12 protein-coding genes, 1 tRNA gene, 1 other RNA gene and 2 pseudogenes are annotated in these 14177 nt (G+C 65.0%); 7 read left to right on the top strand and 9 right to left on the bottom strand.

Annotated features, from left to right (window positions below):
* Positions 1-23 precede the first annotated feature (23 nt).
* Positions 24-1426, bottom strand: a pseudogene (locus P1N55_RS04655) (TIGR00366 family protein).
* Between the two features lie 186 nt (positions 1427-1612).
* Between P1N55_RS04655 and P1N55_RS04660 the strand changes: the two are divergent.
* A complete protein-coding gene (locus tag P1N55_RS04660; RefSeq protein ID WP_276277806.1) occupies positions 1613-2479 on the top strand; it encodes an SDR family NAD(P)-dependent oxidoreductase in 867 nt (288 codons plus the stop codon).
* 559 nt (positions 2480-3038) lie between these two features.
* On the opposite strand, the pseudogene P1N55_RS04665 reads toward P1N55_RS04660, so the two are convergent.
* From P1N55_RS04665 to P1N55_RS04675, 3 genes and pseudogenes are all read right to left on the bottom strand, one after another.
* Positions 3039-3263: pseudogene (locus P1N55_RS04665) on the bottom strand (IS5/IS1182 family transposase); the annotation flags it as partial.
* 105 nt (positions 3264-3368) lie between these two features.
* Positions 3369-3443, bottom strand: a tRNA-Arg gene (locus P1N55_RS04670).
* An 89-nt stretch (positions 3444-3532) separates the two neighbouring features.
* Entirely contained in the window at positions 3533-3808 is a 276-nt protein-coding gene (locus P1N55_RS04675; RefSeq protein WP_276277807.1) for a DUF5798 family protein, read from the bottom strand.
* Positions 3809-3886: 78 nt separating this feature from the next.
* Here P1N55_RS04675 and P1N55_RS04680 point away from each other — a divergent pair, with 78 nt between their 5' ends.
* Both P1N55_RS04680 and ffs read left to right on the top strand, forming a co-directional pair.
* The gene (locus tag P1N55_RS04680) at positions 3887-4300 is read left to right on the top strand and encodes a DUF7548 family protein (protein WP_276277808.1); all 414 of its coding nucleotides are present in this window, start codon (positions 3887-3889) and stop codon (positions 4298-4300) included.
* Between the two features lie 66 nt (positions 4301-4366).
* Positions 4367-4681, top strand: an RNA gene (gene ffs, locus P1N55_RS04685) — signal recognition particle sRNA.
* Positions 4682-5085: 404 nt separating this feature from the next.
* Here ffs and P1N55_RS04690 read toward each other — a convergent pair.
* The 3 genes from P1N55_RS04690 to P1N55_RS04700 are packed head-to-tail and all read right to left on the bottom strand — an operon-like array spanning position 5086 to position 6544.
* Positions 5086-5955 carry a mechanosensitive ion channel family protein gene (locus P1N55_RS04690; protein WP_276278676.1) on the bottom strand — a complete coding sequence of 290 codons (870 nt, stop codon included), beginning with the start codon at positions 5953-5955 and terminating at the stop codon, positions 5086-5088.
* A complete protein-coding gene (locus P1N55_RS04695) occupies positions 5955-6203 on the bottom strand; it encodes a YhbY family RNA-binding protein (protein ID WP_276277809.1) in 249 nt (82 codons plus the stop codon). Before P1N55_RS04695 ends, P1N55_RS04690 begins: the two co-directional genes overlap by 1 nt.
* Before the next feature lie 53 nt (positions 6204-6256).
* Complete coding sequence (locus P1N55_RS04700; protein ID WP_276277810.1) at positions 6257-6544, bottom strand: ribonuclease P protein component 4; 288 nt, start codon at positions 6542-6544, stop codon at positions 6257-6259.
* An 85-nt stretch (positions 6545-6629) separates the two neighbouring features.
* On the opposite strand from P1N55_RS04700, the gene P1N55_RS04705 reads away from it, so the two are divergent.
* Both P1N55_RS04705 and P1N55_RS04710 read left to right on the top strand, forming a co-directional pair.
* Complete coding sequence (locus P1N55_RS04705; protein WP_276277811.1) at positions 6630-7679, top strand: glycosyltransferase family 4 protein; 1050 nt, start codon at positions 6630-6632, stop codon at positions 7677-7679.
* Positions 7680-7749: 70 nt separating this feature from the next.
* Positions 7750-8868, top strand: coding sequence for a glycosyltransferase (locus P1N55_RS04710; protein WP_276277812.1), 1119 nt, complete (start codon positions 7750-7752; stop codon positions 8866-8868).
* Between the two features lie 112 nt (positions 8869-8980).
* On the opposite strand, the gene P1N55_RS04715 is transcribed toward P1N55_RS04710, so the two are convergent.
* Positions 8981-9319: a DUF7344 domain-containing protein gene (locus tag P1N55_RS04715; RefSeq protein WP_276277813.1), complete on the bottom strand. Its 339-nt coding sequence runs from the start codon at positions 9317-9319 to the stop codon at positions 8981-8983.
* 225 nt (positions 9320-9544) lie between these two features.
* On the opposite strand from P1N55_RS04715, the gene P1N55_RS04720 reads away from it, so the two are divergent.
* Positions 9545-13243, top strand: a complete 3699-nt coding sequence (locus P1N55_RS04720) for a PAS domain S-box protein (protein WP_276277814.1) — start codon at positions 9545-9547, stop codon at positions 13241-13243.
* A 13-nt stretch (positions 13244-13256) separates the two neighbouring features.
* Positions 13257-13778, top strand: coding sequence for a helix-turn-helix domain-containing protein (locus P1N55_RS04725; protein WP_276278677.1), 522 nt, complete (start codon positions 13257-13259; stop codon positions 13776-13778).
* Between the two features lie 13 nt (positions 13779-13791).
* On the opposite strand, the gene P1N55_RS04730 is transcribed toward P1N55_RS04725, so the two are convergent.
* Entirely contained in the window at positions 13792-13974 is a 183-nt protein-coding gene (locus tag P1N55_RS04730; RefSeq protein WP_276277815.1) for a hypothetical protein, read from the bottom strand.
* Positions 13975-14177: the final 203 nt, after the last annotated feature.

Below are 14177 nucleotides of genomic sequence, written 5' to 3' on the forward strand. Positions count from 1 at the left end.
GTCGTCGATACAGTTCGCTCAGCTTAGAGGACAACGAGGAACAGGGTCAGCCAGCCACAAACCACGATGAGGCCGACCAACATCGACACGGTGGTGTAGCCGATGATGTCACGGGCTCGCAGGTTCGCGATCGCCAGTAGCGGAATCGCCCAGAACGGCTGTATCATGTTCGTCAGTTGGTCTCCGAGCATCTCGATGAGCAAGGCATCACGCGGTTCCATTCCCATCTGGGCGGTGATTTCGAGCATTATCGGCCCCATCGCGACCCACTGCCCACCACCAGAGGGAATGAAGATGTTGACGAAGCCGGCGACTAAGACACCGATAGCTGGCCACGTTGCTGGCGTCGCGAATCCACCGACGAATTCGACGATGAGCGTCGCGAGACCAGTTCCCGTGAGAATACCGGCGATCCCGGCATAAAACGGGAACTGGAAATAACGCCGGAGACATTGCCGACACTCTGTTTCATCTGATCGACTAACGCCATCGGTCGGACCCACAGCAGGACAGCGAGCGTGATGAACAACGCGTTGATGCTGTTGAGCGTCAGATTGGAGACCCCGCCCGGGGTCAATACCCACGCGTTGAGTACGAAAAATGCGGGAAACAGAGCGATAGCGAGGCCGATGAGTCGCGAATCGTTCAGCCTGTCGGCGAATCGCTCTCGACCGCCATCGGCCGTCACCGCAGAGGTCGGTTTCTCGTCTGCCGCGTGGACGATTTTGTCAATCTCCTTGAAATCCGGCCGAGGGAGCTGCGTGATTCCGTCTTTGGGATGGAGGAGGCCCATGACCACGGGAATAACCGCAAGCAATGTCCCGGTGGTGACGATGTTCGCCGTCGAGCCGATAGTTTCCGAGAGCGGAATCATCTGGCGGAATTCCGGAGCCCAGGCCGTGGGAATGAGTGTCGAGTCGGCCATCATCAGGCTCACCGAGGACGTGAGCCCACCGTGATATATCATCAGGCTCGTGTATCCTGCCGCGGCTAGCAACGGGTAGTGGACGGTGATACCCTTCTCCCGACACTCGTAGGCGACACGTTTGGCCATAATCGCACCGACGATGAGGCCGATAGCCCACGAGACGAGTGCGGCAGCCATCGCCACGAATCCGACGAACCAGACCGCGGTAAACTGGGAGTTCGGGATACGTGCCAACTTCTCGAGTTGGCTGGTGAACTTCGGTGACTTGGCGATCGCGTCCCCCGCCATCAGTAACACGGCGATAGAAGCCATAAACGGTAGCAGCGTCCAGACACCCTTGTTCCACGCGACAAGCGTCTCCCTGGGCCCAGCTCCGGTCAGCAGCGCCGCAGTCGAGGCAATGAACGTCAAGAGTATCGCAATGACATACGGATCGGGGATGTACTCTTCCGACAAATCAGAGCAGAGTCCTCCAAATCGCCGGAGTAGATCAAGCATGCAGGTGAAACAGTACCGCTACGTATCAAGACACCGACTCCCTCTCTGATTTTCCGGCAATGAGAATAGAGCGACGGGGACCGTCGTGCTTTTCGATCGGCATCGTCGAGTGTTTTCAGACAGACAGCTGTACACTGTTCCAGTAACTATTCCCCAGTATGGCGCGACGGTCGGACCATGGCTGACATGACTGTCGACGAGGCAATGGCAAAGTACGGCCCCAGTGAGTTGACACGCGAGGATCTGTTGACGATAAACGATCCGAACTACACGCCCGAAAACGTTGCAATCGTGACTGGCGGCGGTGCGGGTATTGGCCGTGCAACAGCCCTGGCGCTCGCCGCGAACGACCTCACAGTGGTTGCGACAGACCGTGACGAGGACGGACTCGACGCCGTCCAGACCAGGGCGACGGAGCTATCATTACCGGGAGAGGTAGTTACTGTGACCGCGAATCTAACGGACGATGACGACCTCGAGCGCATTGTCGAAACCGCCACAGATCAGGGCTCGTTACGGTATCTCATCAATAATGCCGGTATCCAGACCGTCGCTCCCATCGAATCGTTCCCAATCGAAAAATACGATCTGATGCACGACATTATGCAGCGAGCGCCGTTGGTACTCACGAAATACTGTCTCCCGCATATTCGGGACAACGACGACGGCCGAGGTGCAATCGGCAACATGTGTTCTGTCCACGGTCATATCGTGACGAAGGACAAGGTCGCGTACAATACGACGAAGTTCGGGTTACGGGGGCTGACACAGTCGATCGCCGCCGAAGGCGATGGCAAAGTCCGAGCATTCACCGTCAGTACCGCATATGTGAAGACCGCGCTGGTCGCCAAACAACTCCCGGACACCGCTGACCGTCGTGGAATGACGGTCGACGAGGTCGTCGAGAAGGTAATGCTCGAACGAACCCGAGTTAAGGAGATGATGGAGCCCTACGAGGTGGCAAATCTGTTCGTCATGGGCTGTTCCCACCACAGCAAGCATCTCAACGGTGGAGATATGACCCACGAAGGAGGGATGAGCCTGACGTACTGATACGCTACGTGTGGGAGCTAAGCGCGTCGATTGAAACGGAACGGGCATACCGTCCACTTTCACATCAGCTCTGTTGAAATCCTATCCTTCCGACATATTATCCTGCTGAAACGCCGGTCGATAGAGACTGCGAACTACTCAATTTCGTCTCCGGTCCATTGTCCATCGTCGGTGACGAGTCGGCACTCGGGCAGAAGTGCGACATGGTTATCCCTGTCTGGAGAGAAGGTAAGGAAATGACGCCCTCTATTTCCATTACTGAGCGAGAGCCGGTCGGCAAGGTGATGCTCTATTGCCCTGAGTGTAGTCACGAAAGTCGCATTAATGACGACTGGCTCATCCGCGTCCTCGCTGATTCTCAGACCTACGAGTGTCCGAATTGTGGAGCAATGACACCCGCTCAAATCAAAGAATTGACCAAGCGGAGAGGTGAATCGCTTCATAGGGAGTAGCGTAAGCCATCTTACTTCCAAATGTGACCGAATTCTGATATATTGGAATCAGTGTGCAAGATTGAGCAGTTGAAACAGCCGCTCAGTATGACTGCTGTATTGACCGTTTAGAGTGATCGCTCTACGTTATGAATGAGACAGGGGATAGTGAGTTCACGGAACTGTTTCCACCAGCGGCGTGACCGGACGAACGCGCCGTGCTTCCGCTTGAGTGTTGAGTTGATGGTCTCAGATTGACTCCGTTGGGGGTAGAGATCAGCGTCTAAGCGTGCGTTCCATACCTTGTGGAGCGATGTGAACTCACGATGCTTGATCAGTGGGCTAATCTCGTGTTGACTCAGCTCCGTTCGCCATCCGAACGAAAGCAATCCTCCATCTCGCTCAGGTAGAAAACAGACCCACCGCTATCTGTCGATTTGAACCCCGAAAACCTGCGACGGGCGCTGAGGGATTTGAACCCCCGACGGTTTGGTCCGAAGCCAAGCACTCTGTCCAGGCTGAGCTAAGCGCCCTACGTGCAAGGCTATGCCGACGTTGTGGTTTAAACCAACCGGTTCGAGACGGGGCCGGGTGAGCCAGTCACACGGCCACCGGCTGCCACTTATTGGGTCTCTGTGGGCGTCGCTTCCTCCTCGGCCGGCAACGCAGCGTCCTCGAGGACCGCGGCGGTGTCGATGCCCTGCTCTTCGGCCAGTGCCTCGATTAGGGCCCGCTGCTCGGCGAGTTCCCGGTCGACGTCGTCGACGCGGTCGTTGGTCGCCTCGACGGTCTGGCGGAGGTCCTGGAGTTGCGTCTTCAGCTCGTTGACCTTGGTGTAGACATCGTCTGCGACGTCCGCTACTTTCTGTATCTTCTTTGCCGTCGAACCCAATCCCATGGGCTCGCTATGTGGGGGAGCCATTTCCCGGTTTCCCTCGAACGCCGCCGTTAAGACCACGCCGTTCCGAGCGCCGGTATGAACGCGTTGCGCGTCGCGCCGATCGTCGGCATCGTCGGCTGTGTGCTGTTCCTCCTCTCGCTGGCCGCGCCGTACGTCATCGTCGGTGAGCCGACCGCCGTCAGCGCCTACTACGGCGCAGGGGTGCTCTCGCCACTCGTCCTCGGGGTGCTCTCGCTGGTCGCCATCATCGTCCTGGCGGCCGGGCGCGAGGGGCGGACCGACCCGAGCGTCGCCGCTGGCGCGGGCCTGGTGGTCGGCCTCTTCGTCGTGGGACTGAGCCTCGCGTGGGCCGTGACCGTCCCGGGTGACCTCGTGCTGGGACTGACCGAGTCGACGCTCATCGAACACCACCGGTGGGCCGTCGTCGCGGCCGGCATGCCCATCCCGGTGGGGTCTGCGTGGTTCGCCCGCGCGCTCGGCCTGCTGTGAGCGGGGCGTCGTCTGTCAGTTTGCGGGATATTCGAAAGGCCCTTATGGGGCGGCGGCGGAATCACCACGTGGACTAGGTCGGGGGGTTTGGCCCCCCTCGATACCCGCACTATGGTCATCAGCGGGGACCGAAACCCGGGGGGGCGTCCGGTCTGACGGGCGTGGACCCCGTGAGCCAACGTGGAAGCCTCGTCCCGCGGGGACGGCGGTCTACGCGGTCGCATCTGCAGGGATGTGCCCTCGTAGTTAATCGATGGCACTCCGCCAGGCACGGAAGTGAGCAGCGGACCATCGGACACCCGTCGCTCGTGGGGTCGCGGGGTGGAGGAGGCAAACGGGATTACCCTCGTCCGAACGTCGGGCAATTCCCGGGGTCCACTTTCCATTCATACGCGACCACTTTTTGCTGCGTCGGGTGTCCTCGCGAGCCTTCGGCTCGCTGCGGGCACCGCTCCTTGCAAAAACGTGGGGAAAAACTGCCGGACTCTCGACCTCCGGTCTCGAGTCCGGTGAAACCGCGCCTCCGGCGCGGTATACTTCTCGACCGCCTGCCCTTCCCCGGGACGTGGCACGGAGGCCACTCCCGGCCATGACGAACGATCCCACGGACGATACGTAATAGAGAAAACAGTCCGCTGCGGTCCAGCATCCGCCGAGCGGAGCGAGGCGATTCACCGGAAGCGCGGCGAAGCCGCGCCTTCCGGCAGTTTTTCCCCACGTTTTTGCAATGGGGGGTTCCCGCAGCGAGCGTAGCGAGCGAGGAAACCCCCCGCAGTAAAAAGTGGTTAGGGTTCGACCAGGCCCTCGACGCTGGACAGCTCCAGGCCGCCGCCGATGGTGCGGTTCGGGTAGGGGATGTCGATGTCCTCCTCGTCGAAGCGCTCCTTGACCGCCTGGACGTACTCGCCGCGGGTCTTCACGAAGTCGGCGCGGCTCGGGTCGTCGATCCAGATGCGGGACTGCAGGCCCACAGAGGAGTCGCCGAGCTCGACGAGACGGACCGACGGGCCGGGATCTTCCATGATTCCCTCGTGGGCCTCGGCCTCCTCGATGATGATCTCGGTCGCCGTGTCGATATCGTCGTCGTAGCCGATGCCGAAGACGAACTTGAGGCGGAGCTGCTCTTTCGCGACGGGGTTCTTGATCACGCCGTCGGTCAGGTTCGAGTTCGGGACTGTCAGCAGCTCGTTGTCGAAGGTCCGAACGCGGGAGACGCGCAGGCTGATGTCCTCGACGATGCCGGAGTTGCCGTCCCACTCGATCCAGTCGCCGATGCGGAAGGGCTTGTCCGTGTAGATGAAGATGCCGGCGACGAAGTTCTTCAGGACGTCCTGCATGGCAAAGCCGATGGCGAGCGTCGCGGCCGCGGCGATGGTCGCCAGCGACTGGAGGAAGTCACCGTACTCGGCGAGGCCGAAGGCGACGGAGATAGCCACGAAGACGATGGCGATGCTCGTCAGCTTCCGGAGCGGTTTGCGCGCGTGCTCGTCTAAGTTGCGCGACTTCAGCGAGCGGTCGACGATGGGGAGCACGACCGCCTTGCCGACGACGTAGATGACGACGAACGCGACGACGAAAACGACGGCCGAGGCGATGGCGACGGCCGCCGGAACCCCGACCCCGTCGAGGAACTCGGCGATGGGGCCGACCTGCATCATTTCTCGAACACCGCCGTGTGCCCGCGAACGCGGACCACCTCGGCGCCGACCAGGTCCGCCAGATCGTCCGCCAGCGCCTCCGTCGTCGTCCCGCCGCGGGACGAGCGCAGGAACTTGACCTTCACGAACTCGGCGTCCTCGAGTTGCGAGGCGAGTTCGTCGGCGACAGAGTCGATGCCGTGCTTGCCGACCCGGAGCGTCGCGTCGAGTTCGTGAAGTTTCCGTTCCGTGTTGTCAGCGACCATTGTGTGCGGAGTAATTATCGCGAGGATTTTAAAAGCGTGCCCAACACGACCGGTCACGAGTACGGGTACCGTGACTGTGCGCCACAGTCACAGGTGACGACGACGTGGCCGTCCTGGGTCCGCACCCTCGCGTTGCGCCCCGGGACGAGGTAGGTGTCGCAGGCCGAACACGTCGACCGCTCGAAGGTGCGCGGCAGTCGCAGTCGCTGGCGCTCGCCGACGCGGCGCGCCCGCCGGACGTACTCCCGGGCACGCTCCTCGTGGCCCGAGAGCACGGCTTCCCGGGCCAGTTCCCGGAGTCGCTCGATGCGTTCGCGGGCGATGGTCGCCTCGTCGGTCATGGTCGCCCCTCCGGGAGGGGCCGGAAAATGCCTTCCGAAGCGTGAAGTCGGTAGGACTTTCGGCGGGGCCGGCGAGCACCAGGGTGTGCGCGTCCTGAACTACCTCGAACTGGAGTCCCGCCTGGACCGGTCGGGCATCGGCACCTCGGTGGACCACCAGCGGGCGGCGCTGGCCGAGACGGACGTCGACGTGGTCACGTCGCCGTGGCGCGACGGGCACCCCGCCTGGGCGCTGGGCGGGAAAGTAGCCTTCGACGACCCGGTATTCCGGGCGTACGACGTCGCTCACTGCAACATGATCGGCCCCGGGTCGGTGGCCGTCGCCCGTCACGCGAAGCGAAACGACGTCCCGCTCGTCCTCCACGCCCACGTCACCCGCGAGGACTTCCGGGACAGCTTCCGGGGGTCGAACCTGGTCGCGCCCGCGCTGGGCGAGTACCTGCGGTGGTTCTACTCGCAGGCCGACCTGGTCCTGTGTCCCTCCGAGTACACGAAGGGCGTCCTGGAGGACTACCCCGTCGACGCGCCCATCCGGCCGGTCACCAACGGCGTCGACGTCGGCGCGCTCGAGGGGTTCGAGTCGACCCGCGAGACCTACCGCGAGCGCTACGACCTCGAGGGGATGGTGGTGTTCGCCGTGGGCAACGTCTTCGAGCGAAAGGGGCTGACGACGTTCTGCGAACTCGCCGAAGCGACCGACTACGACTTCGCCTGGTTCGGTCCCTACGACGACGGGCCGCAGGCCTCGGCGACGGTCCGCAAGTGGACCTCGGACCCGCCCGAGAACGTCACGTTCACCGGATGGATAGACGATATCCGCGGGGCGTACGGGGCCGGCGACGTCTACCTCTTTCCCACCAAGAACGAGAACCAGGGAATCGCCGTCCTCGAGGCGATGGCCTGCGGGAAGGCCGTCGTGCTCTCGGACATCCCCGTCTTCCGCGAGTACTACGAGGACGGCCACGACTGTCTCATCTGTGCGGACCGGGCGGAGTTCCGGGCGGCGCTGGAACGACTGGCCGACGACCCGGACCTGCGCCAGCGCCTCGGCGAGAACGCTCGAGAGACGGCCAGCGACCACGGCCTGGACCGGGTCGGCGAGCGCCTGGTCGAGACCTACGACGCACTGGTCTAGCCGATTCGCCGACAGGTCCCCAGTCGGCCAATGACAAGGGTTTAGCCGCTGGTGGTGGTACGCCGCGAGGATGGCACTGCCGCACGTCGCCGCGTTCACCGATACGTACCTGCCGACGGTCAACGGCGTGACCTACACGGTCGAGACGTGGCGAGACCGCTGGCGGGCCCGCGGCGGGCGGATGGACGTCGTCTACCCGAAGAGCGACCACGAGGCCAGGGACGGCGAATACCCCGTCCGGAGCCTCCCGTTCCCGTTCTACGAGGGCTTTCGCCTGGGGATGCCACAGATTCCCGAGGCCGTGGCGGACGCCGACCTGGTCCACGCCCACACCCCCTTCAGCCTCGGCATGGGCGGCCAGCGCCTCGCGCGCAAGCTCGAGGTGCCGCTGGTCGCCTCCTACCACACGCCGACCGGCGAGTACGCCGAGTACGTCGCGTTCAACGGCGCCGTCGAGACGGCGGTCCAGGCGGGCGCCGAGAGCTACGAGCGGTGGTTCCTGGACCGCGCCGCGGTGGTCCTCGCGCCGAGCGAGCGCACGGCCGCGCACGTCCGGGAGACGGTCGGCACCGACGCGCGCGTCGAGGTCATTCCGAACGGCGTCGACACCGGCTTCTTCGAACCCGTCGACGCGACGGCGTTCCGTGACCGCCACGACCTGCCGGACGGACCGCTCGTGGGCTACACCGGCAGACACGGCTACGAGAAGTGTCTCGGCGACATCCTCGAGGCCTGCGAAGGCCTCGACGTCACCGTCGTGTTCGGCGGGGACGGGCCGGCCCGGGAACACCTCGAGGCGGAAGCCCGAGAGCGAGACCTGGACGCCCGGTTCCTGGGGTTTCTGGACCGGGCGGAGCTGCCCGAACTGTACGCGGCGCTCGACGTCTTCGCGTTCCCGAGCCCGGTCGAGACCCAGGGGCTGGTCGCCCTGGAGGCAAACTGCTGTGGGACGCCCGTGGCCGGCGTCGACGCGGGCGCGCTCCGGGACACCATCCACGACGGCCAGACCGGGTACTCCTACGAGGAGGGGGACATCGAGGGGTTCCGCCGGGCCGTCGAGCGCGTTCTGGACGAGGGCGAGGCGCTCAGACGGCGGTGTCTCGACCGGCGGGAGCAGGTCAGCGTCGACCACGCGGTCGACCGACTCGAGTCGGTCTACGCCGACGTGCTGGCGTCGGCGCGAGAGTGAGTTGTGCGCCAGCGGGGGACTGACGGAGTGGGATTCGGATGCGAGGACGAGCGTCAGCGGGGAACTGTCCGACCATCGATCGGGGCCCATCGGGCGGGCGAGCGTCAGCGGGTTACTGGACGCGAACCGCCTCGACGGTGTTTGTCTCCGGGGCGTAATCGAGGATACCGAGTGCCCCCATCTTGGGGAGGTGGTTGTGGTGGAGGGCTATCGAGACGGTCTCGACGAGGTCCGCATCGGACCGCCCGGCGTGCTGTTCGCGTGACGCGATCTCGGCCGCCAGGTCGGAGAGGGCGACCGGTGCGTCCAGGTCGCACAGGACGTCGATGGCCAGACGCCGGCGCTCGGACGCGAGCAGCTGGTGCCGTTCGGTATCGGTCAACGTGACGTCGGCGGTCGCGAGGGGAAACATCGTCTCCGGGACTTCCGATGTGTGGTCGTAGGCAGGCATCCTTGGATCGTGTTTGGACAAAGGTTCCCTTGCCCCCTAAGCCGACTTGCTAATATATTAGGCTCCCGAGGCGGAGTATGATATTTTCCATTGTCAAGTGAGGGGCTCCCCCCGCCGACAGTTTTATTTCAGATACGTACCACTTCGTGACGGAGACGTGCCGAGAGGTGCCTCCGCCGGCGGAGGGTTGATGACGGAAGCGGGTCTGTGTACGGGCATATGTGTATGGAGCCACTGACAGATGCCCTCCGGGAGACGCTCGACGTGTTCGAGGGTGACGGGACCCCGTTGACCACGAGCGAGGTCGCGGACCGACTGGAGCTGGGTCGCCGGAGCACCTACGAGCGACTCGACCGCCTCTCGGCGACCGACCACCTCGAGACGAAGAAGGTCGGAGCGAGCGCCCGGGTGTGGTGGCGGCCTCCAGGCACATCGCCAGGGGGCCCAGGAACCGGGTTCGACGCCACGTCCGTCATCGATAACGTCCTCGACGGGAGCGGCATCGGGGTCGTCGTGCTCGACGAGTCGTACGACGTCGCGTGGGTCAACGAGACCATCGAGCGGTACTTCGGCATCGACGCGGGCGAGATCGTCGGCCGGCACAAACCCGACGTCGTCCGGTCGCAGATTCTCGACCGGGTCGCGAACCCCGACGAGTTCGCAGAACGCGTCCTCCCGGTGTACGACGGCGCGGACACCGGCCTCACATTCGACTGCCACGTAACGGGGGTCAAGGGCGAGGGCGACCGGTGGCTCGAACACCGCAGCAGACCCATCGAGTCGGGGACGTTCGCCGGCGGTCGCATCGAGTTCTACCAGGACGTCACCGCACGCTACCGGGTCGAGCGGAACCAGGAGACGAGCAGGGCACAGTTCGAGTCGTTCATCGAGGCCGTCGACGAGTACGCCATCTTCCGGCTGGACGTCGAGGGCTGCGTCCAGAGCTGGAACGCCGGTGCCCGCCGGCTCAAGGGCTACGCTGCCGACGAGGTGCTCGGCGAACACATCTCGACGTTCTACACCGAGGAGGACCGGGCGGCCGGCGTGCCGGAGTCCAATCTCGAACAGGCGCGTCAGGACGGGTCGATACAAGTCGAGGGGTGGCGCCGCCGGAGCGACGGGAGCCGGTTCTGGGCGAACGTCACTATCCGGGCCGTCGAGACGGACGGGGAACACAGCGGCTACATCAAGATAACGAAGGACACGACCGAACGGCGCGAGCGAGAGCGCCAGCTCCGGCGGGAACGTGACCTGACCCACGAGTTGCTGGAGACGGCCCCCGTGCGGCTTGGCATCTACCGGGCGGACGGGACCCTCGAGCGGGTCAACTCGATGACGCGGCGGCGTGTGGGACTCGACGCCGAGTCCGTCGCGGAGTTCGACGTCGACGACCTGGAGTTCTACGACGCCGACGGCGAACCGCTCTCGACGGCCGACCACCCCGTCCCCCAGGTCCTCGAGACGGGCGAGCCGGCGGAGACGGTGGTCCAGCACGACGACCCGGATGGGCGACGCCACTGGGTGCGTCTCAGCGCCAGACCGGTCTTCGGGGCCGACGACGAACTCGAGCGCGTCATCATCGCCGGCGAGGAGGTCACCGACCTGAAAGAACAGGAGGCCCAGCTGGAGCGCCAGCGCGACGAGCTCAGCGCCGAGCTCGACGAGATGTTCGAGCGCATCGACGAGGCCTTCGTCGCGCTCGACGACGACTGGCGGTTCACCTACGTCAACGAGGCGGCCGAGGGGCTGTTAGAGGAGTCCGCCGGCGCACTCATGGGCCAGCGCATCTGGGAACGGTTCCCCGCGGCCCACGGCACGCGGTTCGAACAGGAGTACCGGCGCGCCCGGGAGACAGGGGAGTCGGTCACCTTCGAGGAGTACTTCGCGCCCCTCGAGACGTGGTTCGAGGTCAGCGCCTATCCGTCGGAGAACGGGCTGTCGGTGTACTTCCAGGACGTGACCGAACGCAAGCGCCGAGAGGAGGAACTCGAGCGCTACGAGACCATCGTCGAGACCATGAGTGACGGTGTCTACGTCATCGACGACGACGGGACGATAACGATGGCCAACGAGAGTTACGCGGAGCTGCTGGGGTACGCCCCCGACGAAGTACTCGGCATGAACGCGGCGGACATCGTCGACGCCGACGTCTCGGCCGAGGCCCGGCGACTCCACGAGGAGCTGGCCGCCGGCGAGTGTGGGACGGCGCGACTCGAGGCGGAACTCACCACGAACGACGGCAACGAGATAATCGCCGAGGCGACGTTCGGACTCATCGACACCGGCACGGACGGCCACGAGCGCGTCGGCGTCGTCCGCGACGTGACCCAGCGCAAGGCCCGGGAACAGCGCCTGGAGCAGTACGAGACCATCGTCGAGACCATCGACGACGGCATCTACGCGGTCGACGGGGCGGGCCGGTTCACGCTGGTCAACCACGGGTTCGTCCGATTGACGGGCTTCGACCGGGCGGAGTTGCTCGGCGCCCACGCCTCGAAGGTTCAGGAAGACAACATCACGGTCGAGGCGGAGTCCCAGGCCCGCGAAATCGCCGCCGGGGAGCGGGAGGTGGGGAGCGTCGAGGTCGACGTCGTCACCAAAGACGGCGACACCGTGCCCTGCGAGACGCGATTCACCCTTGTCGAGTCGGCTCCGGAGGGCGGTCGTTGCGGGGTCGTGCGCGACATCTCCGACCGGCTCGAACAGGAGCGCGAGCTCGAGCGCCGACTGACACAGCAGGAGATGGTCGCCGAACTGGGACAGCGCGCGCTCGACGACAGTGACGTCGACACCCTCATGGCCGAAGCGACGCGCATGGTCGCCGACGTCCTCGATACGGACTACTGCAAGGTGCTGGAACTGGCCGACTCCGGGGAGACGCTCCGACTGCGCCAGGGGGTCGGCTGGGCCGACGGCGTCGTCGGGAGCGCCGAGATATCGGCCCTCGACGACGAGAGCCAGGCGGCCTACACTCTCGGTGTCGACGACCCGGTGGTCGTCGAGGACCTGACCGCCGAAGACCGCTTCTCGGGCCCCGACCTGCTGACCGACCACGACGTCAGGAGCGGCATCTCGACCGTCATCGGGTCCGCGAGCGACCCGTGGGGCATCCTCGGCGCACACGACACCGAGGTCCGGTCGCTCTCGGAGACGGACGTCAAATTCGTCCAGTCCGTCGCCAACGTCCTGGCGGCCGCGCGCAACCGTCACGAGGACGAGGCCGCGCTGCGGCGGCATCGCGAGCAGCTCGCCGCGCTCGACAGTCTCAACGCGGTCGTCCGCGAGACAACGAAGGCGGCCATCGAACAGCCCACGCGGGACCAGATCGAGTCGGTCGTCTGCGAGAATCTGGCCCGGGCCGACTCCTACGAGTTCGCCTGGGTCGGCGTCCCCGACCTCAGCACGGACACCGTGACCGTCCGTACGGCGTCCGGGGCCGACGACTACCTCGAGGACATCACCGTCACGGCCGACCCCGAGGACCCCCGCGGCCAGGGGCCGACCGGGCGCGCACTGCGGACGGGCGAGATGCAGGTCTGCCGGGACCTCGTCGAGTCGGAGCGCCACCGCCCATGGCGCGACCGGGTGGCAGCCACCGAGGTTCGGTCGTCCGCGGCGATACCGCTCACCCAGGGCCAGAACGTCTACGGCGTCCTGAACGTCTACTCGGCCCGGCCCGACGCCTTCGAGGCGGCCGAGCAGGACGTCGTCAGCCAGCTCGGTGAGATGGTGGGCCACGCCATCGCCGCGACGGAGCGCAAGCGGGCGCTCATCGGCGACGAAGTCGTCGAGCTGGAGTTCGTCGTCCGCGACCTGTTCGAGGGGATCCCCGGTGTCACCGCTCCGGCGGGAACCATTGAGATAGAACAGTCCGTACTGGTCGGGGGGGGACGAGTACATCATCTACGGGACGGCGTCATCTGACGCGGCCGCGTCCCTGCCCGAGGTCGTCGCGGCGATGCCCGACTGGTCGGACCTGACGCTCCGCGACGGCGGCACGGAGACGGCCTTCGAGCTGCACGCGACCGATCCGCCAATTCTCTCGACGCTCGCGGAGGTGGGCGGACGGATAGAGTCGGCGACTCTCGAGGACGGGGCCTACCACCTGACGGTCCACCTCTCGCCCGACACGGAGGTTCGGCGGGTCGTCGAAGCGATCCAGTCGGACTACCCGTCCGCGACCCTCATGCGACGCCGGCAGCGGACGCGGACCGACCGGGGAAACGCGGCCATCCAGCGCACGCTCGTCGAATCCCTGACGGACCGCCAGCGGACGGCCCTGACCGCGGCCTTCCACGCGGGCTTTTTCGAGTGGCCCCGCCGGGCGAACGGCGAGGCCGTCGCCGAGTCGCTCGGCGTCGCCCCGCCAACCTTCCACCAGCACCTTCGGAAGGCAGAGCGGAAGGTACTCGAGGCGGTGTTGTCGGAGTCGCACGTGGAGGTCGGCGAGAGCGCGTGAGAGCCCGTCTTGGCTACTCGCGCGAGTGGCTCAGTCCGACCCCGAAGGCGATGCCGTTGACCAGGCCAAGTGCCAGGCCGAAGTAGAAGTCACCCAGGACGACCGCCAGGACGAGACCGACGCCGGCTCCCAGGGCGATGCCCTTGAGAACGGTCGGCCAGTGGAGCCAGTCGACGCCGAGACGCGCCACGTTCATCACGTGTGATACGGGCTCTGCGGGCAAAAAGCTACCAGCGAGGAGGTCGGCCCCGGTGGCGACGTTGTCGCGGTGCCTATTTGCATATTGATTGATGCAGAGGATGGAATATGAGAGGGAGGTATCCCGAGGCGGTGACGCCGACCCGAGAGAGCAAATCATCGAGCGCCAGGTCGGGCCGGTTCCGGGGGAAGCAAACATCC

This window comes from Haloarcula regularis (assembly GCF_029338315.1).
GTDB lineage: Archaea > Halobacteriota > Halobacteria > Halobacteriales > Haloarculaceae > Haloarcula > Haloarcula regularis.

Coding starts and splice junctions, on each gene's coding strand:
- P1N55_RS04660 (WP_276277806.1), top strand. CDS start 1,613: ATGACTGTCGACGAGGCAATGGCAAAGTACGGCCCCAGTGAGTTGACA.
- P1N55_RS04675 (WP_276277807.1), bottom strand. CDS start 3,808: ATGGGATTGGGTTCGACGGCAAAGAAGATACAGAAAGTAGCGGACGTC.
- P1N55_RS04680 (WP_276277808.1), top strand. CDS start 3,887: ATGAACGCGTTGCGCGTCGCGCCGATCGTCGGCATCGTCGGCTGTGTG.
- P1N55_RS04690 (WP_276278676.1), bottom strand. CDS start 5,955: ATGCAGGTCGGCCCCATCGCCGAGTTCCTCGACGGGGTCGGGGTTCCG.
- P1N55_RS04695 (WP_276277809.1), bottom strand. CDS start 6,203: ATGGTCGCTGACAACACGGAACGGAAACTTCACGAACTCGACGCGACG.
- P1N55_RS04700 (WP_276277810.1), bottom strand. CDS start 6,544: ATGACCGACGAGGCGACCATCGCCCGCGAACGCATCGAGCGACTCCGG.
- P1N55_RS04710 (WP_276277812.1), top strand. CDS start 7,750: ATGGCACTGCCGCACGTCGCCGCGTTCACCGATACGTACCTGCCGACG.
- P1N55_RS04715 (WP_276277813.1), bottom strand. CDS start 9,319: ATGCCTGCCTACGACCACACATCGGAAGTCCCGGAGACGATGTTTCCC.
- P1N55_RS04720 (WP_276277814.1), top strand. CDS start 9,545: ATGGAGCCACTGACAGATGCCCTCCGGGAGACGCTCGACGTGTTCGAG.
- P1N55_RS04730 (WP_276277815.1), bottom strand. CDS start 13,974: ATGAACGTGGCGCGTCTCGGCGTCGACTGGCTCCACTGGCCGACCGTT.